The following is a 23,700-nucleotide window of genomic DNA, read 5'->3' as shown; positions in this document are numbered from 1 at the left end:
TTTATTTGTATTCATTATACCTAAACATTTCTAAACTCTCATGCACATATTCAGCATGGGTTTCACACCCTATAAAATTACGCCCCAAACTTTTAGCCACTAAGCTAATCATGCCACTGCCGCTAAACAAATCTAAAATCAAATCGTTTTCATTAGAGCTAGCCTTTATCATGCGCTCAATGAGCGCTTTAGGTTTAATGCTAGGGTGTTTTGGCTTAAGGATTTTACCATTCTCTTTTTCAACATGCCTTTGTGAAGTGATTTCCCATACATCAAGGCATAATTTGCCCTTAGGGTTAGGGAACCAGCGTTTGTTGTTTTTTAAAATCCCCTTACTTTGAGCATGTTTGATGCGTTCGGTGGATTCATAAGCGGTGCGGACTTCATCGGCATTAAAGGTGTAGTTTTTCTTGTGCATGCTATAAAATAAAATGCTTTCTTGCGCGTGGTTATAACGCTTTTTGGCGTTGGCAAACCCATCTTTTTTAACCCAAGTGATAAAATTTAAAAAATGCGCTTTTTTATGGCGCAAATACGCTAAAAATAAAGCGCAATTAAAGGGGGTATTAAAAATATAAAAACTCCCCGTATCTTTGATTTTGGGTAGCACTTTATCAATCCAAGCGTAAGAAAATGTTAAAAACTCTTCATCATTTTTAAAACTATCCCATGAAGCAATTTTAAGATTGTAGGGGGGATCAATAATGGCTAAATCAACGCTTTTATCTTCTAATTTGTCTAAAAATGTGAAAACATCTTCTATATAAATCTTATTCAAAATCAAACAAGTTTCCTAATTTTTGCTCAATCAAGGGCTTATAATTTTCATAGAGTTCATAACCTATAAAATTTCTTTTTAAAAGCTTTGCTTCTCTTAAGGTTGTCCCGCTCCCGCTAAATGGATCTAGAACCACATCGCCCACGCAACTATACAATCTAATCAAACGCCTTGCTAATTCAGCCGGCATTAAAGCCGCATGCTTACCAAAAGCAATATCGTTTTTATTAGGGATTGGGATTTCCCAAATTTGTTTGGTAAATTCCACCCATTCCTCTTGAGTCAATTGGCTTTGTTCTTTTTGCTCCTCTGTGGGTTGTTTGGGTTTGCCGTCTTTGACAAACACGCCGATAAATTCTATAGTATTTTGCGCATAAAAATTTCTAGGATAAGGGTAGCTCCCAAACATCAATCTTTTAGTAGGATTGGTGCGTTTCCAAATATAGACATCCAGTAAGAACATTTTAGGCTTGTTTTCTAGCGTATTGTTTAAATCATGCAAAATGGAGTGTTGAATATCAGCATGCAAATCAAAAATATGGCGGTTATAGTGCGTGTTTAAAACCTTTTTAAGCATGGGCATTAAAGGCACATTGATGCATAGCTTACCATTGGGTTTTAACGCTCTGTAGCACTCAAGCCAAACTTTTAAAAGACCTAAAAGATAATCTTCATATTTTTCTAACGCCCCTAAATCTTCAACATGTTGGGCTGAATGCTGTAAATCTTGTGTGCCATTTTTCGTGTAATCTTTGATGTTGAAATAAGGCGGGCTTGTGATGATCAAATCCACGCTATTATCTGGCACTTCATTCATGTTGGTGCTGCTATGATAAAACACTTTATTGATATTCAATCTTATTTTTACCTTTTATTCAACTTCAACGGGTTTCACAGAGATAATTTTACAATGAAATGGGGGTATTTTAAAAAATGAGTCAGTCAAAGCAATCTAAATTTTCAACAAGCCAAACGCCTTAACGCTCTCGCTTAAAAGGTAATCGTCTTCTAGTAAAAAAATCTTTTTTTGCATGGGGGTATTGTAGCGCTTAATGGGTGGGCTTTGTTATAATACTTTCCATATTTTTAAGGAGCGTGATAATGAAAACGAACGAGGTGCAATTTTATGAAGTTTTAGAAAACCTTTTCATAGGCGTTAAGATTGAAGACCAGCCAGAAAGCCTTTTAGATTCTAGCCCTAGAGCCATCAAAAGTGGCATGATCAACCTCATGAAAGCTAAAAGCCAGTATTACCACCATAAAAAACAAGAATTAAAAAAACTCATTGATTCAAAATGCCAAGATAACAACGATCTCAAAGAAGAATTGTTTGACAAACTCTATAGCTTTTTCAAGCGTTATTTCAGCACTAATGGAGGGATTTATTTCAACGACACGCCCCTTTATGATAACCTTTATACCAAAAGCGATTATGAAAAATGCTCCCTTAAAAAAGACACCGCCTTATTTTATAAAACTAAAGATCTTTATTATGTGAAAAGCGAAACGATCTATAAGGATTTTTGCTTTGAATTAGAGGGCATTCTTTTTAACTTTGACACTTCTTTACTAGAAAGCAAAAAGTATAATGAAAAAGTGGATTTAGTCTTTGATTTAAAAAGTATAGTAAAAGATATAGACACAAAAACTAACACCCTAAACTTTAGCGTTACGCTCAGCAGCAAGGGGACTCAAACAAAAACGAATGAAATCCTAAAAAAATGTTTCAATCAAGGCGTCAAACTTGATGAAGAAGCGCTAAAAAAAGCGTTTGCCAAATTCAAAAAGCAAGGCAGCATGGATTATTTCATCCATAAAAACGCGCAAGGGTTTTTAAAAGAGCAATTGGATTTGTATTTGTTTGAATACCTTTTTAAAGAAATGACTACATTTGATGCTAAACGCCTTAATGAGATTAACACCATTAAGGAAGTGGCTTTAGAAGTGGTTTCATTAGTGAGCGAATTTGAAAACGAACTCTGTAAGATTTGGAACAAACCTCGTTTTGTATTAAACTCGCATTTCATCGTGAGCCTAGATCAATTAAAAGCTAAAAACTACGATTTAAACAAAATCACAAACCACCCAAACTACCCCAAACAAGTTAAAGAATGGCAAGACTTGAATTTAAAAATTACAGACAATCTTTTAGAAAATGAGTTCTTGCCCCTAGACACGATTTATTTTAAAGATTTAGAAGAAGAGGTTAAAAGCTTATTCAATGAAGATGAAATCAACGGCACGCTCATTAAAAGCGAAAACTACCAAGCCCTAAACTCCCTTAAAAACCGCTATAAAGAAGCCATTGATTGCATTTATATTGATCCGCCTTACAACACGCAAAACAATGAATTTGTTTATGCGGATAATTTCAAACGCTCCAGCTGGCTGGCTATGATGGAAAACCGCCTAGAGCTTGCGCATGCCTTATTGAATGATAAAGGCGTGATGTTTGTGAGCATTGATGACAACGAACAGGCTTATTGTAAAACGCTCATGGACGAAGTCTTTAATGGGGGGGGGGTGATAACTTTGTAGCGAGTATTAGTTGGAAACAATTTCATTCAGTTAAAAATGATGCTGCTAATTTTTCAAAAAATATTGAATACATACTATGTTATTGTAAAAATTTTTCTAAAAACCTTATTAGTAATGAGCCGTTTGATAAATCAAATTCGTATAAATTAAAAGATGAAAATGGTTTTTACAAATTAGATCCTGTGTGGGCAAAAAGCGGTAATAATTTTAGCCCTTATACTTTTCTAAATGGTAAAACTTGGTCTCCCCCTAGCGGGACTTTTTGGCGTTATTCAATAGGCACATTAAAAGATATGGAACAAAATAATAGAATAGTTTTTAATGGTAAAAATCCTATGGCTAAACGCTATCTTTCAGAAGTGGCCGAAGGTAGAAAATCTTCAACTTTTTGGGACGGATCAGAAGTTGGTTATAATCTTAATGGAGATGCTGAAATAAAGCAACTATTTAATGGAAATAAAGTTTTTAATAACCCCAAACCTGAAGCCCTACTCAAACGCATTATAGAAATCTCTACCCAAGAAAACGATCTCGTGTTAGACTTTTTTGCTGGGAGCGGGACGACTTGCGCGGTGGCGCACAAAATGAAAAGGAAGTATATCGGTATTGAAATGGGGGAGCATTTTGATAGCGTGATTTTGCCGCGCCTTAAAAAGGTTATAGGCGGTTTTAAAAGCGGTGCGGCTAAAGAATTTGATGGGGGTGGGGTAGTCAAAGTTTATGAATTGGAAAGCTATGAAGAGATTTTAAGAAAAATCAAGTATGAAGACAATGACAAATCTCTAGCGTATGATGAACAATACAGCGATTTAGTGGAATGCAAAAACGAATCTTACACGCTCAATATAGAAGCGCTAGAAAACATGGGCGTGGATATTAAAGAGACTTTAGAAAATTTATGGGGGTTGAAAGTGGAGTTTTTCAATGAAAAGGTGGTGAAGTTTAAAGGGAATGATAAAGAAGTAGAGATTTTAAAAGCCTTAAAAGAAGCGCTCATTTGGTAAGGAGAAAATCATGGCAAAGAAAAAAGATTTAACCACCGATAATGAAATTTTTGTCGCTCAAAAACTCGCTGAAGAGGAATTGAACGCTAACGAGATTAACGAGCCGTTAGAAATGCTAGACTTTAAAAGCTTTGATAGCGATAAAGAGCTTTTAGATTACCAACAGCAAGCTTTGATCAACGCTTTTAGAGTGCTTGTCGCTTATTTTAGGGATTTCAAAGAAAATAAAAAAGAATTTTACGCATTTTATCAAAAACATTATTCATTCGCTAATTGCGATTTCGCTAAAAAGAAACTCAATCCTTTGTTAAAGAGCCATTTTAAGGTGGAAAATCATTGCGTGAGTTTTGAAAATTTTATCAACCGCCTAGCCTTTTACATGGCCACAGGGAGCGGTAAAACGATCGTCATTATCAAACTGGTAGAGCTTTTAAGCGTGGCTATGGGAATGGGTTTAATCCCTAAGAAAAATATCATGTTTTTTAGCGCCAATGAAAATTTGATCAAGCAATTTGAAAAAGAAATTGAAAAATACAACCGGGGTAAGGACTTTTCCAAACAAATTGATTTCAAAAACCTTAAAGAGATTACCCATAAAGATTTCCATCGCGCTCCAAAAGATTTTTTTGAAAAAATCGCTCTTTTTTATTACCGCGCGGATTTGATGAATGATGAAGAAAGCAAGGAAAACCTTTTAAATTATAAGGATTATTGGGATAATGGGGAAAATTATGTGATTTTAGATGAAGCGCACAAGGGGAACAAGTCTGAGAGCAAAAGACAGGCTATCTTTAGTCTGCTGTCTTTAAAAGGGTTTTTATTCAATTTCAGCGCCACTTTCACCGAAGAGAGCGATCTCATCACTGCGGTGTATAATTTGAGCGTGGGCGAGTGGGTGAAACTTGGCTATGGTAAAGAGTCTGTTTTATTGAAGAAAAACAACTTAAACGCTTTTAAGGAATTGAAAGATTTAAACGACAGGGAAAAAGAGATCGCTCTTTTAAAGGCGTTATTGCTTTTAGGCATGCAAAAACGCTATAAAGTAGAAAGCTATTTTTACGACCCTTTAATGCTCGTGTTCACGCATTCTGTGAATGTTAAAAACAGCGATGCGGAAATCTTTTTTAAAACTTTAGCGCGCGTGATTGAAAACGACGATGGAAGCGATTTTTTAAAGGCTAAAGACGATTTATTAGAGGAATTAAAGAATCCGGAATTTCTTTTTAGCGATGATAAAAATAAAGACTATAAGATTAAGGTTTTTAAAGAGGGTTTAAACGATATGGATTTTAAAGGCTTAAAAGAAGAAGTTTTTTATGCCAGTAATGGGCATATTGAAGTCATTATTAACCCTAAAAACAACCAAGAAATCGCTTTCAAGCTCAACACAAGCGATAAAGTCTTTTGCTTGATTAGAATAGGCGATATTACCGAATGGATTTGTGAAAAATTAAAGAGCGTGAAGGTGGTGAGTAAGAATTTGAGCTTTAAAGAAGAGAGCTATTTCAGCCAGATTGATAAAAGCAGTATCAATATTTTAGTGGGGTCTCGCGCTTTTGACACCGGCTGGGATAGCACAAGACCTAGCGTGATTTTATTTTTAAATATAGGGCTTGATGATGACGCTAAAAAGCTGGTGAAACAATCTTTTGGCAGGGGCGTAAGGATTGAAAGCGTCAAAAACCAACGCCAAAGGTTAGCGTATTTAGACATAGATGAGGCCATTAAAAAAGACTTGAAACCAAACGCTGCAATGTTGGAAACGCTTTTTGTGATACCCACCAACCATGCAAGCCTTGAAGCGATTTTAAAGTTCCAAAAAGAGAGCGAAAATGGGGGCGAGAATAGAGGTTCTTGGCGTGAAATCAAATTAGAAAAAACGCCTATAAAACACGCATTATTCGTGCCTTGCTACCGAAAAGAACAAACCAACGCTCTTAAAATTTCTCCAAGCGCTTCGTTTAAAATGAGCAAAAAAAATTTTAAGGATTTAAAAGAGTATTTTCATTTAATGAGTGAAAAGCATTTTATTTTAAAGCATGAAATTTATAGCCCTAAAGATTACACGCTGTTAAAAGACATGATACAAAAAGAGCATTTTAAAAAGGTACCAACTTGGCATTATAAAGATTTAGACTACATGATTTCTGAAATTAAAGGCAAGCTATACCCTAATCAAAAAGTGCCTAAAGACGAGTTTAACGCCCTAGATAATGAGAAAATCGTGCATTTTAAAAGGATTAAAGTTAAGGCGGATAAAAAAGAAAAATTGATTCAAACCATCCAAGAAGTGAAAGAGTATGCGCCTTTGGATAAAGAAACTTTAAGAAAAAAAAACGCGCAAGGCGAGATCGATCCTTATGATACAGAAAAACACAAACAAGACAAAACATTCAAAGTTGATGATGCCGAGCTGTTAAAACTCAAAGAGCATTACTACACCCCACTCATTAAAGCCAAAAACTGCGATTGGCTTAAGCATGTGGTTAAAGTAAAGAGCGAGAGCGATTTTTTAGAAGAGTTGTTAAAGATTACAGAAATGCTGCAAGAAAACTATGATTTTTGGGCGTTCAGCAAGATTGATGAATCTTTAGACAATTTGTTTATCCCTTATATAGACAACGCTGCAGAAAGGCGCTTTTTCCCTGATTTTATCTTTTGGTTGCAAAAAGGCGGCACGCAGATCATTTGCTTCATTGATCCTAAAGGGACTAAAATTGCTGAATACCAAAATAAGGCAGACGCGTATAAACTTTTTAAAGATAAAATTTTTAACCCTAAAGACGATCCCAATCTCAAAATCAAAGTGGTTTTAAAATTTTATGGAAATAAGGATGATGTGGGGGAGCGTTATAGAGATGATTGGATCAAAGAAGGGGAATTAAAAGATTTTTTTCTAAAACAATTAGCCTAATTTTATTGAAAGGGGTTAAAAATGCGCTTGAATTAGCCTTGAATAGAGCGCTAGTTTTTCACATCGCTTAAAAACACATGCCTTAAAAGTTTGGCTTCGCTTAAAAAAGCGTTTTTCAACACCGCGCTTTTATAAGTGTAATGATCTTCAATGCTTGAAACTTCACCCACAAACACCCCCGCTCCAAAAATCCCATCTAGCCCGCTCGTTAGCACTTGATCGCCTATGTTGATTTCAGCACTTGGGACAATAAAATCCACGATTAATTCTTGCTTGAAATTAGATCCTATAAAGCCTAACACTTGATTTTTGCCTACCATCACGCTATAAGCGCACCGCTTGTGGGCGTTCAAAAACCCGTTCAAGCGCCCTTTTTCTAACACCGCAATGCCTATGGCTTGATTGTGAGAAACAAGGCCATAAATCTTATTTTCTTCTAAATTCACAATAGGGTTGAGAGAGACGCTGTGCGTGTCTTCTAAACTGATGAATGAAGTCATAAAAGTAGGGGTATAAGTCATTTTTGGATTTTCCAAAGGATAGACGCTATTCAAACGCTCTTTCAAATCGGCGTTTTCTAGTTTTAAAGCTTCTAAAATCAAGCGTTCTTTTTGAAACTCCTTAATGTTTTGGGCTTGAAAAAAATACGCTTGAATGTTGTCTGCTAAGCTGTTTTTCGCGCTCATCAAGGCGTTTTTAACCCTATCGCTGATATAAGAAGAGCTGCCTTTAATGTCTAAAAAATAAAAAATAAGAAAAATCCCTAAAAGCCAAAGGAATTTAAAATAAAAACGCATGCATTATTCACTAAAACCCACACGGCTGAGTAAATCCAAATCTTGTATGGCTTCCCCTGTGCCTTTGGCTACCGCCAATAAAGGCTCATCGCCCACATACACAGGGAGTTTAACCATATCGCTTAAATACTTGTCTAATCCTTTAATCAAAGCCCCACCGCCGGTAAGCACCACGCCATTTTGCACAATGTCTCTCGCTAAATCCGGTTTCACCTCTTCAAGCACGCTCCTTAAAGCGCTAGAGATTTCCCTCACCTGATCTTTAATGGCTTCAAACACATCATCAGAGCTTAATTCAATCGTGTGCAACAGCCCGCTCACTTGATCCCTCCCTGACACTTCCATTGTGAGAGGCGGATCTAGTTTGATCGCGCAACCGATTTCAATCTTAATCTCTTCGCCGGTGCGCTCCCCTATCAATAAATTGAATTTCTTGCGGATGTATTCCACGATGCTTTGATCCAATTTATCTCCGGCCACTCTAATGCTTTTAGAAATGACTAACCCCCCAAGACTGATCACGCCAATTTCAGTCGTGCCGCCGCCAATATCCACAATCAAACTCCCTTGCGGCTCTTTCACGGGTAAGCCCGCTCCAATCGCTGCTGCCATAGGCTCTTCAATCAAAAAGACTTCTCTAGCCCCCGCGCTTAAAGCGCTCTCTTTAACCGCATTCCTTTCCACGCTTGTCAACCCATAAGGCACGCACACCATGATGCGCGGGCGGATCCATGTTTTTCGTTTGTGCGCTTTTTCAATAAAGTAACGGATCATTTTAGCGGTAATGTCATAATCGGCAATCACGCCATCTTTCATGGGGCGAATCGCTCTGATGCTGTTAGGGGTTTTGCCTAGCATTTCCTTAGCCTCGCTCCCCACTGCCAAAATATCATAAGCTTTAGAATCAAACAATCCCATGCGCACCGCCACAATAGAAGGCTCATTGATAATAATGCCCTGCCCTTTGACCAACACGATCGTGTTAGCCGTGCCTAAATCTATGGCAATATCATGCGAAAACAAACCGATCAATTTGCTAAAAATCATGCCCTTTCTAATCCTTTATCGTTAAATTTATAAGCGTGTCCCTTAAGGAAGAATTTTAGAATGCGTTTTAGCAATGATCAAAGGTTCAGCCTGTTTTAAAACACAATCTTTAGTGATACGCACTTCCGATCCCTTAAGCTTGGGTAAATCAAACATAATATCCAAACAAAAATCTTCAATGATCGCCCTTAGGCCCCTAGCCCCGGTTTTTCGCTCTAAAGCGAGTTGAGCGATCTCTTTAATCGCTTCTTCTTCAAAGATCAAATCCACTTCATCCATTTTGAAAAGTTGCTGGTATTGCTTGATGAGGGCGTTTTTAGGTTTTTGTAAAATATCCACCATCGCTTCTAAACTGATGCTATCTAGCGTGCTTAAAACCGGCAAACGGCCGATAAGCTCAGGGATAAGCCCATAAGTTACCAAATCATGGGTTTGGACTAAATGCAAGATCGCTTCTTGCTCTTTTTTGCTCATCTTTTCTTGAGTGAAACCCAACACATTCTGCGTGGTGCGTTTTTTAATGATTTCAGCTAACCCGTCAAACGCTCCAGCGCAAATGAATAAAATATCGCTCGTGTCAATTTGAATGAAATTGCCCTCAGGGTGTTTTCTGCCACCTTTGGGAGGGATATTCACTAAAGAGCCTTCAACGATTTTTAACAACGCTTGCTGAACGCCCTCGCCAGAAACGTCTCTAGTGATGGAGCGGTTTTCTGACAAACGACTGATTTTATCAATCTCGTCAATAAACACAATGCCTTTTTGGGCTTTTTGGACATTCCAATCGCTCGCTTGCAACAATCTTGTGAGGATATTTTCCACGTCTTCGCCCACATAACCCGCTTCAGTCAAGCTAGTCGCATCGCTAATGGCGATAGGAATATCCAAATGCTTAGCGAGAGTTTGCGCCATTAAAGTTTTGCCCGATCCTGTAGGGCCGATCAATAAAATATTAGACTTGCTCAACTCCACTTCTTCTAAATGCTCCAACTCCACATTGCTGTCTTGGTTGTCTTGTTTTTTGAGTTTTTCTTTAAAAGATAAGCGTTTGTAATGGTTATACACGGCTACGGAAAAAACCTTTTTGGCCTGCTCTTGGCCTATCACATAATTGTCTAAAACCGCCTTAAGTTCTTTAGGGGCTGGAATATGAGAGAGCAAAAACTCTTCTTCATAAGCGCTGGATTCCATTCGTCTCAATCGGTCTCTTTTGAGCGCTAATAAAGAATCCATTCTGTCGTATTTGTGCAATTCCCCATGCATCACATCTATACAATATTCGCACACGCACACGTCTTTATTGAGATTGCTCGCAAAAATAATGCGGCGTTTTTTGGGATCTCTGGATTCTGGTTTTTTGCAAAAACTGCAATAAAGCGTTTCGTTCATGTTATTCCTCTTGTTTTTCTTCGCTAGAATATTCGCTTGACTTATACGCCACGCCCCTAGAACTCTCTAAAATAAAAGAGCAAATCTCTTTTACAAAAGGGTTATTGGCATGCTCTTCTAACTCTAATTTAGCGCTCTCTCTTAAAGAGGGGACAGGGCTAAACAACCTTTTATAAAGCGCATAAATAAAATCAATATCCTTACTCTCTAGTAATTGGCGCATCCGGTGGCGGTTTAACCCCCTAATAAAAGCGCGATTGCCCTCTACGGTGCAATAAGGCGGCACGTCTTTGCCTAAAGCGCTCTTACCGGCTATCATGCACCCTTTAGCGATACGCACAAACTGATGGATTGCAGTAAGACCGCCAATATTGACATAATCGCCTATTTCAATATGCCCTGCTAAAGTTACGCCATTAGCCAAAATGCAATGATTGCCAATCACGCAATCATGCGCAACATGCACATAAGCCATGAGCAGGTTTTTATCCCCAATAAGGGTCTTTTTAATCCCCCCTTCAGTGCCAGGATTTATCATGCAAAATTCACGAATGAGGTTGTCTTCTCCAACCATCAATTCGCTGTATTCGCCCTTGTATTTTAAATCTTGAGGCTGTGTGCCTAGCACGGCAAAAGGGAAAATTTCGGTGTTTTTCCCGATGAAAGTATGCCCTTGTAAGGTTACATTGTTATGGAGTTTCACGCCATCATTGAGCTTAATATGATCCCCAATAACGCAAAATTCCCCAATCTCTACGCCCTTGCCAATCTCTGCTTTAGGAGAGATAATGGCTGTTTTTGCAATCTTACTCATTTTTATTCTCTCTCTGCGATCATGGCTTTTAATTCGGCTTCAGCGACCACTTTGCCATCCACTTGAGCCGTGCCGCCCACTTGCCAGATCATGCCCTTATGCTTTAAGACTTCTAAATGGTATTCCAATCTGTCGCCTGGGGTTACAGGAATGCGGAATTTAACCTTATCAATCGTCATGAAATACACGATTTTTGTTTTGGCTATTTCAGGGTCAAACCCCCACAAGCTAGTGAAAGCTAAAAACCCTCCGCTTTGCGCCATGCCCTCTACGATCAAAACGCCCGGGAAAATGGGCTTATTAGGGAAATGCCCGTTAAACACGTCTTCATTAAAAGTGATATTCTTATAAGCGACAATTTTTTTATTGGCTTCTAAATCCACGACTCTGTCTACCAATAGCATGGGATAGCGGTGAGGTAAAATCTGTAAGATATGCTCTATAAAAAATTGAGATTGTAAGTTTTGACGGCTTTGTTCCATAAAATAAACTCCTTGTTTTGGTTCAACTAAAGCGCTATTTTTAGCGTTGGTTATTCTAAAAAATAACCGCTATTATACCATAAGAAAACCGCTCGCTTGTATTTGCAAAACGCCAACGCATTGCACCATAAGCTTAAAGAAACGCTTTACACAGACACCGCTCATGTGCATCATTCATGCGTCATTCATGCGTGTGGCTCAGAATATTCTCTCTTAAATGGTAGTGCGGGTATTTGTTAGAATCCAAAACCACTTGCCCCATGAGCTGCTTGTCCAAATTGAAAATTAAAGGGGCTAGATAATTCACGGTGGAAAGCTCAATAGGGGTTTGAACGACCATGATATTAGCGACTAGAACGCTCTTGGCTCCCTCTAATTCTAAAAGGATTTTTAAGGGGGTAGGCACTTCAAATTCGTATTTTCTTAAAGCAAAGGGATTGACCAGCGTGAAAGACACCACGGAATCATCTTCTGTGCTATTCAAACGCAAAAAGATTTCATCAATCTTTTGCAAGTGCATTTTATGAATGGTTTCAAACCCTAAGATAGGCACTTTCACATCAAAAATCATAGGCGATTGCATTCCCTTTAAAAAAGCACAAGATCTTCTCCTTAAAGAATAAAAGACCGCCTTAAAACCAGCGCTCAATGATTTCTAAACTAAACTCTGTATTATATCAAACAATTTTGGTAAAATCAATTTTTGCTAGTTTTGGGTATAATCCCAATAACTTAACCATGATGGATGGAAGTTTAACTGAATCATTATAAAATATAACAAGGAGTGAGGAATGAGCAAAATAAAAACACAAATCAAGAAAAACAATCCCAGCAAATCTCATTTTAGCGGTGGGTGGTGCCTTTTTGGTGCGGCTGGGCTTGATTTGGAGAAATGGTGCTGACATTATTTGGTGGGAATAAGAAAGATAAGAAAAAATAACCATGAGTTATTCAAAAATTTAATTTTATAAGACAGGTGGCATGCGTTTAAAACATTTTAAAACTTTCCTTTTTATCGCAATGGCGATTATTGTGATAGGCACCGGTTGTGCGAACAAAAAGAAAAAAAAAGACGAATACAACAAACCGGCGATCTTTTGGTATCAAGGGATTTTGAGAGAAATCCTTTTTGCTAATTTAGAAACAGCGGACAATTATTATTCTTCTTTACAGAGCGAACACATCAATTCCCCCCTTGTCCCAGAGGCGATGCTAGCTTTAGGGCAAGCGCACATGAAAAAGAAAGAGTATGTTTTAGCGTCTTTTTACTTTGATGAATACATCAAGCGCTTTGGGACTAAGGACAATGTGGATTATTTGACCTTTTTGAAATTACAATCGCATTATTACGCTTTTAAAAACCATTCTAAAGACCAAGAATTTATCTCTAATTCTATTGTGAGTTTGGGCGAATTTATAGAAAAATACCCTAACAGCCGTTACCGCCCCTATGTAGAATACATGCAAATCAAATTCATTTTAGGGCAAAACGAGCTCAATCGCGCGATCGCAAATGTCTATAAAAAACGCCACAAGCCCGAAGGCGTGAAACGCTATTTAGAAAGGATAGATGAGACTTTAGAAAAAGAGACTAAACCCAAACCATCGCACATGCCTTGGTATGTGTTAATCTTTGATTGGTAGGATATTTCAAAACCATACACATTATAACAGAGAGATGAAAAATGACTGAAGATTTTCCTAAAATTCTGCCTTTATTGGTAGAAGAAGACACTTTTTTATACCCCTTTATGATAGCCCCTATTTTTTTGCAAAATAACGCAAGCATCAAGGCGGTGGCTTACGCTAAAAACAATAAATCATTAGTCTTTATTGCATGCCAAAAAGACAAATTGAACGATAATGAAGCCCCTTATTATGATGTGGGAGTGATAGGCTCAGTGATGCGTGAAGCCAACATGCCTAATGGGCGCGTGAAATTGCTCTTTAATGGCATCGCTAAGGGGCGTATTTTAGAGCCTGCTAAAGAAAACGAGCAAGGCTTTTTAGAAGCTCAAATAAGCCCCATTGAATATTTAGAATACGATAAAGAAAACATTCAGGCTATCGTGGAAGTCTTAAAAGAAAAAGTGATCACTCTAGCCAATGTCAGCTCACTCTTTCCTCCGGATTTGATCAAGGCTTTAGAAGACAATGACGATCCTAACCGCATCGCTGATTTAATCGCAGCGGCCTTGCATTTAAAAAGAGATCAAGCGTATTCTCTTTTTGCCAACAACAACACCGAACAGCGCTTGTTGGATTTGATTGATATTGTGATAGAAGAGACCAAAACCCAAAAGCTCCAAAAAGAAATCAAATCCAAAGTCCATCAAAAAATGGAGCAAACCAATAAGGAATATTTCTTAAAAGAGCAGCTCAAACAAATCCAAAAAGAGCTTGGCACAGACAAACAGCGAGATGAAGATTTAAACCAATACTACCAAAAACTAGAAAGCGTCAAGCCTTTTTTAAAAGAAGAAGCGTTTAAAGAAATCAAAAAACAAATTGACCGGCTGAGCCGAACCCATGCGGATAGTTCAGATAGCGCGACTTTACAAAATTACATTGAAACCATGTTAGATGTGCCTTTTGGGCAATATGAAAAAAAAGCACTAGACATTAAGCATGTCAAAGAGCAACTAGATAACGATCATTATTCCTTAAAAAGGCCTAAAGAGCGCATCGTGGAATACTTTGCCACCATGCAACTTTTAGAAATGCGCCACAAGAAAAAGCCAGAAAAAAAAGACAAAACTAAAGGCACGATTTTATGCTTTTATGGGCCTCCTGGCGTGGGTAAAACGAGTTTGGCTAATTCCATCGCTAAAGCGATAGAGCGCCCTTTAGTTCGGATCGCTTTAGGAGGCTTAGAAGACGTGAATGAACTAAGAGGGCACAGACGCACTTATATAGGCTCAATGCCTGGGCGCATTGTCCAAGGGCTTATTGAAGCCAAAAAGATGAATCCGGTCATGGTTTTAGATGAAATTGATAAGGTGGATAGGAGCGTTAGGGGCGATCCAGCGAGCGCTTTATTAGAGATCTTAGACCCTGAGCAAAATATCGCTTTTAGGGATCATTACGCGAATTTCAGCATTGATTTGTCGCAAGTGATTTTTATCGCTACCGCTAACAATATTGACAGGATTCCGGCCCCTTTAAGAGACAGAATGGAGTTTATCAGCGTGTCCAGCTACACGCCTAGCGAAAAAGAAGAGATCGCTAAAAACTACCTCATCCCCCAAGAATTAGAAAAGCACGCCTTAAAGCCTAGCGAAGTGGATATTAGCCATGAGTGTTTGAAACTCATTATTGAAAAATACACCAGAGAAGCGGGCGTTAGGGATTTACGAAGACAGATCGCAACGATTATGCGTAAAGCGGCTTTAAAATACTTAGAAGATAACCCGCACAAAAAAGGGCGAACCAAAAAAAGCGAGGATAAAAAAGGCGAAAATGAAGAAAACGAAAAAAGAGGTGGAAACAAAGATTTCTGCGTCTCTATCACGCCTAACAACCTTAAAGAGTATTTAGAACGCATGGTGTTTGAAATTGACCCCATAGATGAAGAAAATAAAATCGGTATCGTCAATGGTTTGGCATGGACTCCAGTGGGCGGTGATGTGCTTAAAATTGAGGCGGTTAAGATCAGGGGTAAGGGGGAATTAAAACTCACTGGGAGCTTAGGCGATGTGATGAAAGAATCCGCCATTATTGCCTTTTCTGTTGTCAAAGTCTTATTGGATAACGAAACCTTAAAAGCGCCTAAAATCCCTAGCGAAACCGATGCAGAGAATAAGAAAAAGAAAAAAGCGCTGAAAGTTTATAACGCTTATGATTTGCATTTGCATGTCCCTGAGGGGGCTACGCCTAAAGACGGACCGAGCGCTGGGATCGCTATGGCGAGCGTGATGGCGAGCATTTTGTGCGACCGAGCTACAAGAAGCGAAGTGGCAATGACAGGCGAATTGACTTTGAGCGGGGAAGTTTTACCCATAGGAGGGTTGAAAGAAAAGTTGATCGCTGCTTTTAAAGCCGGCATCAAAACCGCTCTTGTTCCTGTCAAAAATTACGAAAGGGATTTAGATGAAATCCCTGCCGAAGTGCGAGAGAATTTAAACATCGTTGCGGTGAAAAACATCGCTGAAGTGCTAGAAAAAACCTTACTTTAGAATGAAAGCAGGCATTATTGGTTTAGGGCTTATGGGGGGGAGTTTAGGGCTGGCCTTGCAAGAATGGGGGCGTTTTAAAAGCGTTACAGGCTACGATCATAACGCTTTGCATGCTAAATTGGCTTTGACTTTGGGGCTTGTAGATGAGTGCGTGGAATTTGAAAAGATTTTAGAATGCGATGTGATTTTTTTAGCCATTCCAGTTGAGGGCATCATTGAATGTTTGAAAAAAATGACTCCCGTTAAAAAAAGCGCGACCATTATTGATTTAGGGGGGGCAAAAGCGCAAATCCTTCACAATATCCCTAAAAGCATCCGTCAAAATTTCATCGCCGCGCACCCCATGTGCGGGACAGAGTTTTATGGCCCTAAAGCGAGCGTTAAGGGGCTGTATGAAAACGCTTTGGTGATATTGTGCGATTTAGAAGATTCAGGGACCAAGCAAGTAGAGATCGCTAAAGAAATCTTTTTAGGCGTTAAAGCGCGCTTGATTAAAATGAAATCTAGCGAGCATGACACCCATGTGGCTTATATCAGCCATTTACCCCATGTTTTGAGCTACGCTCTAGCTAATAGCGTTTTAAAGCAAAACGACCCAGAGATGATTTTATCCTTAGCGGGTGGGGGTTTTAGGGATATGAGCCGTTTGTCTAAAAGCTCGCCTTTAATGTGGAAAGATATTTTCAAACAAAACCGAGACAATGTCTTAGAAGCGATTGAAAAATGCGAAAAAGAAATCGCGCAAGCTAAGGCTTGGATAGAAAATAACGATTATGAAAGCCTTGCAGAATGGATGGCGCAAGCGAACAAACTCCAGGAGTTCATGTAAAATAATTTAAAATTTTGTATATTGTTGTTTTTAGGGCAATACGGAAAAAATAATATAAATTCCGTAATGAGAAGTAAAACATGAGAAATAAACTCTTATAGTTATTGATCTTAAACACCGAATTGTTTGCTGGTATTCTTAACCTAGCAGATGTTATAGTGGGGTTTGCGAGAAGTATTGTAGAATGGGGTATTTTTGGATTGTTTTTATGGATTATAGGCTGTTTCATATGGATAGCATGGATTTACCCAGCAACCAGCAAACAACCATAAGAGATTATCTTAAACCCGGATCTATTGTTGTGTTTGCCATAATTGTAATAATAATTTCATCTCATTCCTCCAACGCCTATAAAACTTATCGCTTCTAATAAAAAACCAATTTTAAGCCGTTTAGGGATTTGATTTCTCAAACCTTTTATCCAAAATACCGGTGTTTTCATGGGCATTTTAAGAGCGGTTTTAATACTTCTTAGCGTTGTTAAGATACTTAGGCAATTCATTCAACTCATTGTTTTTGTTGTTCTTAAAAACCACCTGCTTTTCAACCCGCTCATATTCTTTACAATCTTTTCTCATTTCTTGTAAGAGATACTTTTGGTTGTCATTAGGGATATAAAAACATTCGCTTTTAGCGTTTTCATAGCTATCCGTTAGGCTTGTATCGTAGTGGTACCAAAATCCGCTAGGGATAGCGATATTCTTAGAGCTAAAAGTCCTATAACCTTGTTTGATGATGGTGAGTTCTTCTACTAAAACTTGATGGTATTTTCTGGCTAAATTACGACCCTCTTTTTCCACTAATAAAACAGAATGCCTGTTGGTGTTTTTGGCTTCAGGGGTGATATTAGTCATTCTGTAAGTCTCTCTTAAAGGGTTAGACGCAAAATCAAAAGAAGCGTCATTCGCCACAAAATGCCCCCTATCAAAACCGCTTCTGGTGTAATCTTGTGTCGTGGCTTGTTGGTATTTGGCTAATCGTGTGTCCGTTTTAAACTCATAGCGTTTTTCAATATTGTTTTTATCCACCAAATCCCCAAACAACACGCTCACGCCATAAATGGGGTTTTTTAATTCGCTAGAATAACACACCGAATAGAAGTTATTTTTTAAGACTTTACAATCAATGTTAGTGAGCATGCCATTAGCGTTATGAGTGGTATTGTGGTTTTTAATAGGATTAGTGCTATTGACTTGATCCTTGATTTCATTAAGCTTTTTAGTGGTGTAGCTGTTAATGGCCTTAGTGAAATTATCCAGCATGTCCGCTTGGAGCCAACTCATAGCGATCAGGATAAAACAGAGCAGGTTTTTAAAGGTTTTCATGTTTTGCTCCTTTTTGATTGGCTTGAATACTACAACAATATTTTTAATCGTTTATTTTTAATGATCTTTTTTATTTTATAGCGAGTTTATAGCGAGCGGATGCTTACTGCTAGCGGATTAGTTATCCTTATGTCAAACAAAGCTAAAATTTTTTAGTCCAAGCGTTTAAAATCCCTCTAGCTTTTAAACTACATTGTTTGTTCTATATTGTTTATTTTTGCCCACTAAATAGGCATAGCGTTTTGATGCGTTAAGTGGTGCGCGTTGAATGATCAAACTCAAGAATAAAAAATTTCATTGTATTTTTTAGTGATCTCATCTATCTCCCATGCGTCTTCGTCAATATCGCCCAAGTTTAAATAGTCTTCGTTAGAGTCCAAAGAAGCGCAGCATTTTCTTTTTTGCTCGTTTAAATCTAAATTGTGGAACTCTTCGCTATCAATTTCATCAATCTTATTATCGGTGCGTTTTAAAAAACGCTCATTAAGATCGTTAAAGATTTTTAGGCATTCGTTAGTGCTTTTAGCGTTAAGGATTTGTTTTTTAATTCCTGAATTCACTTCTTTCAATTCAGCATAGACAAAACTCCCGCCCCCTTTAAAATCGCATTTTTTAGAAATGCCCCCTTGCTCGCCCTCTATGACTTTTTTTAACCTTTCTTTGGTGATCGTTTCTATATAGTCCATTTGCTCGATGCCAATGTAGCGGCGTTTCATTTTGTGCGCCACCGCGCAAGTCGTCCCGCTCCCGGCGAAAAAATCGCACACGAGATCGTTTTCTTGGGTGGAAATTTCTAAAATGCGTTGGAGTAGGGCTTCGGGTTTGGGGGTGTCAAACACTGAACTATCATTAAACAATATTTTAATTTCATCTGTTCCTTTCTTAGTTATCATAGATTTATCCCAAAAAATACTTTTTGTGCGTGTAGTAGTTGAGCGTGTTTTTTGAAAGATTAAAATGCTATTTTTATTTTTAGTTACCACAATATCAAAAATTTCATTACCTGCCTTTTCTTTTCCCCAACGCCAAACATACTCAAAACTATCTTTTGTTTTTGGTAAAACTTCTGTTAAACCATGTTTATATTCTATATAGACAGGCATAAACCCATCAGAATTTATAGCTTTTTCATCAACAAAAAAGCTATATCTCAAATTAGGACGATTTGTAGAATTAAAAGCCGTAAAATTACCATTTTCAAGATTTTTTAAATCAAAACCGCCTTTTTCATCAATATAAGAAAAAGCATGTCCTTCTTTTTCAATTTCATTAAAAATAAGATTATTGATATTTTTAGCATAAACTAAAATATATTCATGCGTTTTAGCAACTTGCCCATACATTCTACCTTCTGGTTTTACGATGTGAGTTATACAACTAACAAAATTCTCCCTAAGAAAAATCTCATCCATCAACACTTTCAAGTAAGCCTGTTCGTTGTCATCGCATTGCACAAAAATCACGCCATCATCGCTTAAAAATTCCATAGCCGCTTCAAGCCTGTTTTTCATAAACACTAGCCATGAGCTGTGGTTAAAATTATCGTTGTAATTAAAGCTGTCATTACCCGTATTATAAGGGGGGTCAATGTAGATGCATTTCACTTGTTTAGCGAATTTCTTTTTTAAAGAATGAAGAGCGATCAAATTATTGCCTTTGATAAGGTAGTTTGTGTTTTTATCTTTTAAAGCGCTTTCTAAATCGCCTTCTCCATGCATTTCAAAATGACACAACACTTTTTTATTTAAAAGCGTGTCAATTTCTTTTTTATTTTTCTTATTCTTCTAAGGTTTGGCATTTCTTGCACACGCTTGATGAAAAATCTATCGCCCTTATTTTTGATGACAATAGAAAGCTTGAGATGGAAATCACGCCTAAAATGCGCGGCTTGTTAGACAAAATGCGGCGCTTAAACGCTTTGAGCGATAACGCTTTTCTGCCCTTATTGCTCTCTCTTTTAACCATACAGCTTGCTGTAAAAAGTGGCAGTGAACGGCATTACACCACCCAAGAATTAGAGGGCTTGTTAGAATATTTGGAGCGTTTCGGGTTTTTGATCTATGGGGTTGCTGGCAAGAATACGGCTAAAAATGAATGGATTGAATTGGCTTTTAAAACATTTAGGGCGCATAGATTGTGGGAAGATGAAATAACTATTGAAGATCTTCCGGTATTAGAAAAAGATTTTTTCAAGGGAGAGCATAGTGGCTTAAAACTGCTTGAGAATAATATTAATTTTAATAATGCTAAAAAATGGTATGAGTGGAAAAATGCGCTGAATTACTTGCTTTATGAATACGAGCTATACCATAACCCTGAAACGACTCTGAATTTTGATAGCAGTATAGAAAGCATTGAGCATATCTTGCCCCAAAAACCCGATCAAGGCTATAGCGCTAAAGAAAAAAGTTGGGCTAAAAACCCCCATATCGTGCATGCTTTAGGGAACTTGCTCTTAATTCCTAAAAACGCTAACAGCTCTTTAAGCAACAAGCCTTTTGATGAAAAAAGAAAGGCATACCTGAAAGGCTCTTATAGTGAAAAAGAAGTGGCTAAAAACGCTTCTTTTGGAGTCGTGCAAATCAAAGAAAGGAGTGAAAAATTATTAGACTTTTTAATCGCTCGTTATCGTATCGCTGAATTGGTAGGTGAAAGCACCATTAAAGCTTTTAAAAACGCTCTTTTGAAAGACATTAAATGATGCGATCACTCAAAATAAGGGGGCGTTTGAAAAACGCCCACCCCACAACAAGGAAGAACAAGCCATGCCAAAAAGATAAAGAACATTAAAAAAACATTGAACGGACAATTATAGCGGATTTTAAAACAAATTTTTACCAAGGAGTATTTTATGGGTTTTCAAAATGAAAATAAATTAAAACTAGGCGCGTTAGTCAAAGCCACAATCAATAACAAAGTGGTGGAGGCTAAAGTCATTAGCATTGGGTTTAATCGTGTAACCTTAAGGAGTCAAAAAGGCAACGAAGCCACATACGCTTTCAATAGCGATAAGTTCTTAAAGTGGTTCAATAAAGTTCCATTGACCGAGCATATGAGACTTCACGCTGAAAACAAAAAAGCGGACATTTTAGATGGAATTAAAGTGGTAACTAGCGGACCGAGTGTTAAGGATAGGACTTCAACTCCTAAAGAAAAAGAGGATAAGTTTAAACTCTCTTTTGGTTTTAAAGATAAAGATATGACTAGCTTTGAAATTGTAGCGGAGGCTTATACTTTGGGCGAGAGAAAAAGTAGACTTGGTGTCCTTATGTCGCCGATGTTTTTTGATGGTAAGGGAGCGGATGCGACCGCTATCATTATTACCGCTTTGGCTCACGCTAAAGACTTGAATAAACATAGCGATGCGGAGTGGTTGAGTTTTATTGAGAATAGGGATTTATCACTCGCTAACCTTGAAAGCTTTGACCATATGGATAGAATGAGTATTACTTTATTCTGTAATGTTATTCGTGAGTATGCTTTGGGCGGTGAAGTTCAAGATGAGGCGAGAAATCTATCCCCTAATGGACTTTGGGCTGAAATTATGCCTAAAAATAAAAATGAGGCTTATTTTGTAGTGCAACTCTTATGCGATGGCGGTATCAATAAGTATGGCTTAAGCTGTGCGGGTCTTACTGAAAATTTACTAAAAGATGTTGAGATAAATCTCGGTTTAGCGACTCACGAGGAGGTTGATGAGTATTTTGAAAATTTAGAAAACGTAGGCGAGGCTCAAAACTAAACCCCCCATGTGGGGTGGCTCTCCTTTTTTTAATCTCTTTTTTATTTCTCTTGTCATTCTCTCTAATTTGTTCGTTTAATTTGGAATGGCTTTGATCTTAAAATCTCTCTTGTGCATTATTTCGCATCCAAAAGGCGTTTTTCTTTAAATTCCTGGTATTCTTTGATCGCATAATTCACAAAAGGCTTGATCGCAATCCCGCCCCTAGAGGCAAAATCCCCATACACTTCTAAATACTTTGGCTCTAGCAATTTGACTAAATCTAGCAGTATCGTATTGATGCAGCTCTCATGGAAACTCCCATGGTTTCTGTAACTGAATAAATAGAGTTTTAGAGACTTGCTTTCTACCATTTTATCTTTAGGGATGTAGCGGATAAAAATCACGCCAAAATCCGGCTGGGAAGTGATGGGGCAAAGGCTTGTAAATTCCTTGCATTCTAAAGTGATTAGGGGGTCTAAATTGGGGTTTGGGTTAGGGAAAGCTTCTAATAGCTGGCTGTTGTATTCAAAAATATAGGGCGTTTTAGCGCCTAAGGATTTGAGGTTTAGTTCAGGGGTCATTAATCTTTCCTTGATTTAAGTTATAATAAGGTTATTTTAACCCATTTTTTAGGAAACTCATGAACCAACGCATAGAAACGATTACGGCTTTATTAGATGAAAAAAAGGCTTTTGATATTGTGCATATTGATTTGTCTAAAACCCCCTATTTAGTAGAAGATGTCATTATCGCTACCACGCTAGCGAATAAGCATGCCCTTTCTTTATTAGACGTGCTTAAAAACACCCTTAAGCCTTTGGGCGAAGTCTTTTACCAGATAGATGAGTCTAATGAAGAGTGGATCATTTTGGATTTGGGGGATTTGATGATCCATCTTTTCACCGAAGAATGCCGTAAAAAATTTGACCTAGAAGGGTTTTTGAACGCTTATAAAAGGGAGCTTCCTTATCAAAACGCCTAAGAAACTCATCGCACTTCTAGGGCCTAGCGGGAGCGGGAAAAGCGCTCTTTCTATTGAATTAGCCCAAGAATTGGATGCTGAAATCTTTTCTTTGGATTCTTTGAGTATTTATAAAGACATTAATATCGCTTCGGCTAAACCGAGCTTAAAAGAGCGAAAAAATATCAAGCATTACGCCCTAGACTACCTTAACATTGATGAAAAAAATAACGCTATCCTTTTTAAAACCCTTTTAGAGGACGCCATAAGGGTGTCTTCTAAAGAAATTTTACTCATTGTGGGGGGGAGCAGTTTTTATCTCAAATCCATTTTAGAAGGCTTGAGTAGCATGCCAAAACTGAGCAATGAAGAGATTGTAAAAATAGAGCGAGAAATTGCCACTCTTTCTAACCCTTATACATTTTTAAAATCCATTGACCCTAACATGGCTTTTAAAATCCATCCAAACGACACTTACCGCATCCATAAGGCTTTAGAAATCTTTTATGCCACCCACACGCCCCCAAGCGAGTATTTTAAGGCTAACCCTAAAAAACCCTTTGAGCATGCTATCTCCTTATTCGCTCTTTCTATGGAAAAAAACGCGCTTCATAGCAACATCAAACAGCGCACCAAAAACATGCTTGATTGCGGGCTTATTGAAGAAATCAAAGCCCTTTATATTAAATACCCTAAAGATTCGCAGCCTTTTAAAGCCATAGGCGTTAAAGAGAGCGTTCTTTTTTTAGAAAAACGACTCACTTTAAAGGAATTAGAAGAAGCGATTGTTTCTAACACCATGAAATTAGCCAAGCGCCAAAACACTTTCAATAAAACCCAATTCAATAACCTTTATATGGGGGGCGTTGGAGAGATTAGGCATGCGATTTTAAAACACTCAAAAAGCGCTATAAAAGGATAAC

Annotated in this window: 19 protein-coding genes and 3 pseudogenes; 11 read left to right on the top strand and 11 right to left on the bottom strand. The window is 37.9% G+C overall.

The annotated features are described in order from the left end of the window. Position 1: 1 nt before the first annotated feature. The gene (locus tag AYS37_RS07795; protein WP_000602651.1) at positions 2-784 is read right to left on the bottom strand and encodes a DNA methyltransferase; all 783 of its coding nucleotides are present in this window, start codon (positions 782-784) and stop codon (positions 2-4) included. Beyond that, positions 771-1,634: a DNA-methyltransferase gene (locus tag AYS37_RS07790; protein WP_001024653.1), complete on the bottom strand. Its 864-nt coding sequence runs from the start codon at positions 1,632-1,634 to the stop codon at positions 771-773. Before AYS37_RS07790 ends, AYS37_RS07795 begins: the two co-directional genes overlap by 14 nt. A 245-nt stretch (positions 1,635-1,879) precedes the next feature. On the opposite strand from AYS37_RS07790, the gene AYS37_RS08925 reads away from it, so the two are divergent. From AYS37_RS08925 to AYS37_RS07780, 3 genes are read left to right on the top strand one after another with little or no spacing between them, the layout of a single operon-like run. Continuing rightward, positions 1,880-3,316 carry a DNA methyltransferase gene (locus AYS37_RS08925; protein ID WP_001874820.1) on the top strand — a complete coding sequence of 479 codons (1,437 nt, stop codon included), beginning with the start codon at positions 1,880-1,882 and terminating at the stop codon, positions 3,314-3,316. Positions 3,317-3,321: 5 nt separating this feature from the next. Further along, positions 3,322-4,320 carry a DNA methyltransferase gene (locus AYS37_RS08920; RefSeq protein WP_277422113.1) on the top strand — a complete coding sequence of 333 codons (999 nt, stop codon included), beginning with the start codon at positions 3,322-3,324 and terminating at the stop codon, positions 4,318-4,320. 10 nt (positions 4,321-4,330) lie between these two features. Beyond that, positions 4,331-7,234 (top strand): DEAD/DEAH box helicase family protein, encoded by a 2,904-nt coding sequence (locus AYS37_RS07780; RefSeq protein WP_001074824.1) that lies wholly within the window; start codon positions 4,331-4,333, stop codon positions 7,232-7,234. Positions 7,235-7,284: 50 nt separating this feature from the next. Here the strand turns inward: AYS37_RS07780 and mreC are convergent, their stop codons facing one another. The 5 genes from mreC to fabZ are packed head-to-tail and all read right to left on the bottom strand — an operon-like array spanning position 7,285 to position 11,763. Beyond that, positions 7,285-8,031 carry a rod shape-determining protein MreC gene (gene mreC / locus AYS37_RS07775; protein WP_001213371.1) on the bottom strand — a complete coding sequence of 249 codons (747 nt, stop codon included), beginning with the start codon at positions 8,029-8,031 and terminating at the stop codon, positions 7,285-7,287. 3 nt (positions 8,032-8,034) lie between these two features. Continuing rightward, positions 8,035-9,078: a rod shape-determining protein gene (locus AYS37_RS07770; RefSeq protein WP_000577745.1), complete on the bottom strand. Its 1,044-nt coding sequence runs from the start codon at positions 9,076-9,078 to the stop codon at positions 8,035-8,037. Between the two features lie 42 nt (positions 9,079-9,120). Continuing rightward, on the bottom strand, positions 9,121-10,467 hold the full coding sequence (clpX, locus tag AYS37_RS07765) for an ATP-dependent protease ATP-binding subunit ClpX (protein WP_001006304.1): 1,347 nt from the start codon (positions 10,465-10,467) through the stop codon (positions 9,121-9,123). Between the two features lies 1 nt (position 10,468). Further along, positions 10,469-11,281: an acyl-ACP--UDP-N-acetylglucosamine O-acyltransferase gene (gene lpxA, locus AYS37_RS07760; protein WP_000034104.1), complete on the bottom strand. Its 813-nt coding sequence runs from the start codon at positions 11,279-11,281 to the stop codon at positions 10,469-10,471. Between the two features lie 2 nt (positions 11,282-11,283). Beyond that, positions 11,284-11,763: a 3-hydroxyacyl-ACP dehydratase FabZ gene (gene fabZ, locus AYS37_RS07755; protein ID WP_000438214.1), complete on the bottom strand. Its 480-nt coding sequence runs from the start codon at positions 11,761-11,763 to the stop codon at positions 11,284-11,286. Positions 11,764-11,809: 46 nt separating this feature from the next. On the opposite strand from fabZ, the pseudogene AYS37_RS09000 reads away from it, so the two are divergent. Then, positions 11,810-11,987 (top strand): annotated as a pseudogene (locus AYS37_RS09000) (flavoprotein oxidoreductase). Here AYS37_RS09000 and fliW read toward each other — a convergent pair. After that, the gene (fliW, locus tag AYS37_RS07750; RefSeq protein ID WP_001874818.1) at positions 11,945-12,334 is read right to left on the bottom strand and encodes a flagellar assembly protein FliW; all 390 of its coding nucleotides are present in this window, start codon (positions 12,332-12,334) and stop codon (positions 11,945-11,947) included. The pseudogene AYS37_RS09000 and the gene fliW sit on opposite strands and share 43 nt — an antisense overlap. Before the next feature lie 410 nt (positions 12,335-12,744). On the opposite strand from fliW, the gene AYS37_RS07745 reads away from it, so the two are divergent. From AYS37_RS07745 to AYS37_RS07735, 3 genes are read left to right on the top strand one after another with little or no spacing between them, the layout of a single operon-like run. Continuing rightward, positions 12,745-13,407: an outer membrane protein assembly factor BamD gene (locus AYS37_RS07745; RefSeq protein WP_001237300.1), complete on the top strand. Its 663-nt coding sequence runs from the start codon at positions 12,745-12,747 to the stop codon at positions 13,405-13,407. A gap of 41 nt (positions 13,408-13,448) precedes the next feature. Then, a complete protein-coding gene (lon, locus tag AYS37_RS07740) occupies positions 13,449-15,938 on the top strand; it encodes an endopeptidase La (protein WP_000133797.1) in 2,490 nt (829 codons plus the stop codon). Position 15,939: 1 nt separating this feature from the next. Then, positions 15,940-16,767: a prephenate dehydrogenase gene (locus AYS37_RS07735; RefSeq protein WP_000643542.1), complete on the top strand. Its 828-nt coding sequence runs from the start codon at positions 15,940-15,942 to the stop codon at positions 16,765-16,767. Between the two features lie 461 nt (positions 16,768-17,228). On the opposite strand, the gene AYS37_RS07725 is transcribed toward AYS37_RS07735, so the two are convergent. Continuing rightward, positions 17,229-18,092 carry a DNA/RNA non-specific endonuclease gene (locus AYS37_RS07725; RefSeq protein ID WP_000846866.1) on the bottom strand — a complete coding sequence of 288 codons (864 nt, stop codon included), beginning with the start codon at positions 18,090-18,092 and terminating at the stop codon, positions 17,229-17,231. A gap of 278 nt (positions 18,093-18,370) precedes the next feature. After that, a pseudogene (locus AYS37_RS07720) lies at positions 18,371-19,864 on the bottom strand (site-specific DNA-methyltransferase); the annotation flags it as partial. On the opposite strand from AYS37_RS07720, the pseudogene AYS37_RS07715 reads away from it, so the two are divergent. Next, positions 19,852-20,793, top strand: a pseudogene (locus tag AYS37_RS07715) (HNH endonuclease family protein); the annotation flags it as partial. The pseudogenes AYS37_RS07720 and AYS37_RS07715 sit on opposite strands and share 13 nt — an antisense overlap. Positions 20,794-20,943: 150 nt before the next feature. Next, on the top strand, positions 20,944-21,834 hold the full coding sequence (locus tag AYS37_RS07710) for a hypothetical protein (RefSeq protein WP_000506791.1): 891 nt from the start codon (positions 20,944-20,946) through the stop codon (positions 21,832-21,834). A 116-nt stretch (positions 21,835-21,950) separates the two neighbouring features. Here AYS37_RS07710 and queF read toward each other — a convergent pair whose 3' ends face one another. Next, positions 21,951-22,397: a preQ(1) synthase gene (queF, locus tag AYS37_RS07705; protein ID WP_000187113.1), complete on the bottom strand. Its 447-nt coding sequence runs from the start codon at positions 22,395-22,397 to the stop codon at positions 21,951-21,953. Positions 22,398-22,456: 59 nt separating this feature from the next. Between queF and rsfS the strand changes: the two genes are divergently transcribed. Both rsfS and miaA read left to right on the top strand, forming a co-directional pair. Further along, positions 22,457-22,798: a ribosome silencing factor gene (gene rsfS / locus AYS37_RS07700; RefSeq protein WP_001076162.1), complete on the top strand. Its 342-nt coding sequence runs from the start codon at positions 22,457-22,459 to the stop codon at positions 22,796-22,798. 7 nt (positions 22,799-22,805) lie between these two features. Next, a complete protein-coding gene (gene miaA, locus AYS37_RS07695) occupies positions 22,806-23,699 on the top strand; it encodes a tRNA (adenosine(37)-N6)-dimethylallyltransferase MiaA (RefSeq protein ID WP_080023705.1) in 894 nt (297 codons plus the stop codon). Position 23,700: the final 1 nt, after the last annotated feature.

Origin of the sequence: Helicobacter pylori NQ4053 (assembly GCF_000274605.1) — a bacterium.
GTDB lineage: Bacteria > Campylobacterota > Campylobacteria > Campylobacterales > Helicobacteraceae > Helicobacter > Helicobacter pylori_CV.
Note: the sequence above shows the minus strand (reverse complement) of the source record. Positions and strands in the feature narration are given on the sequence as shown.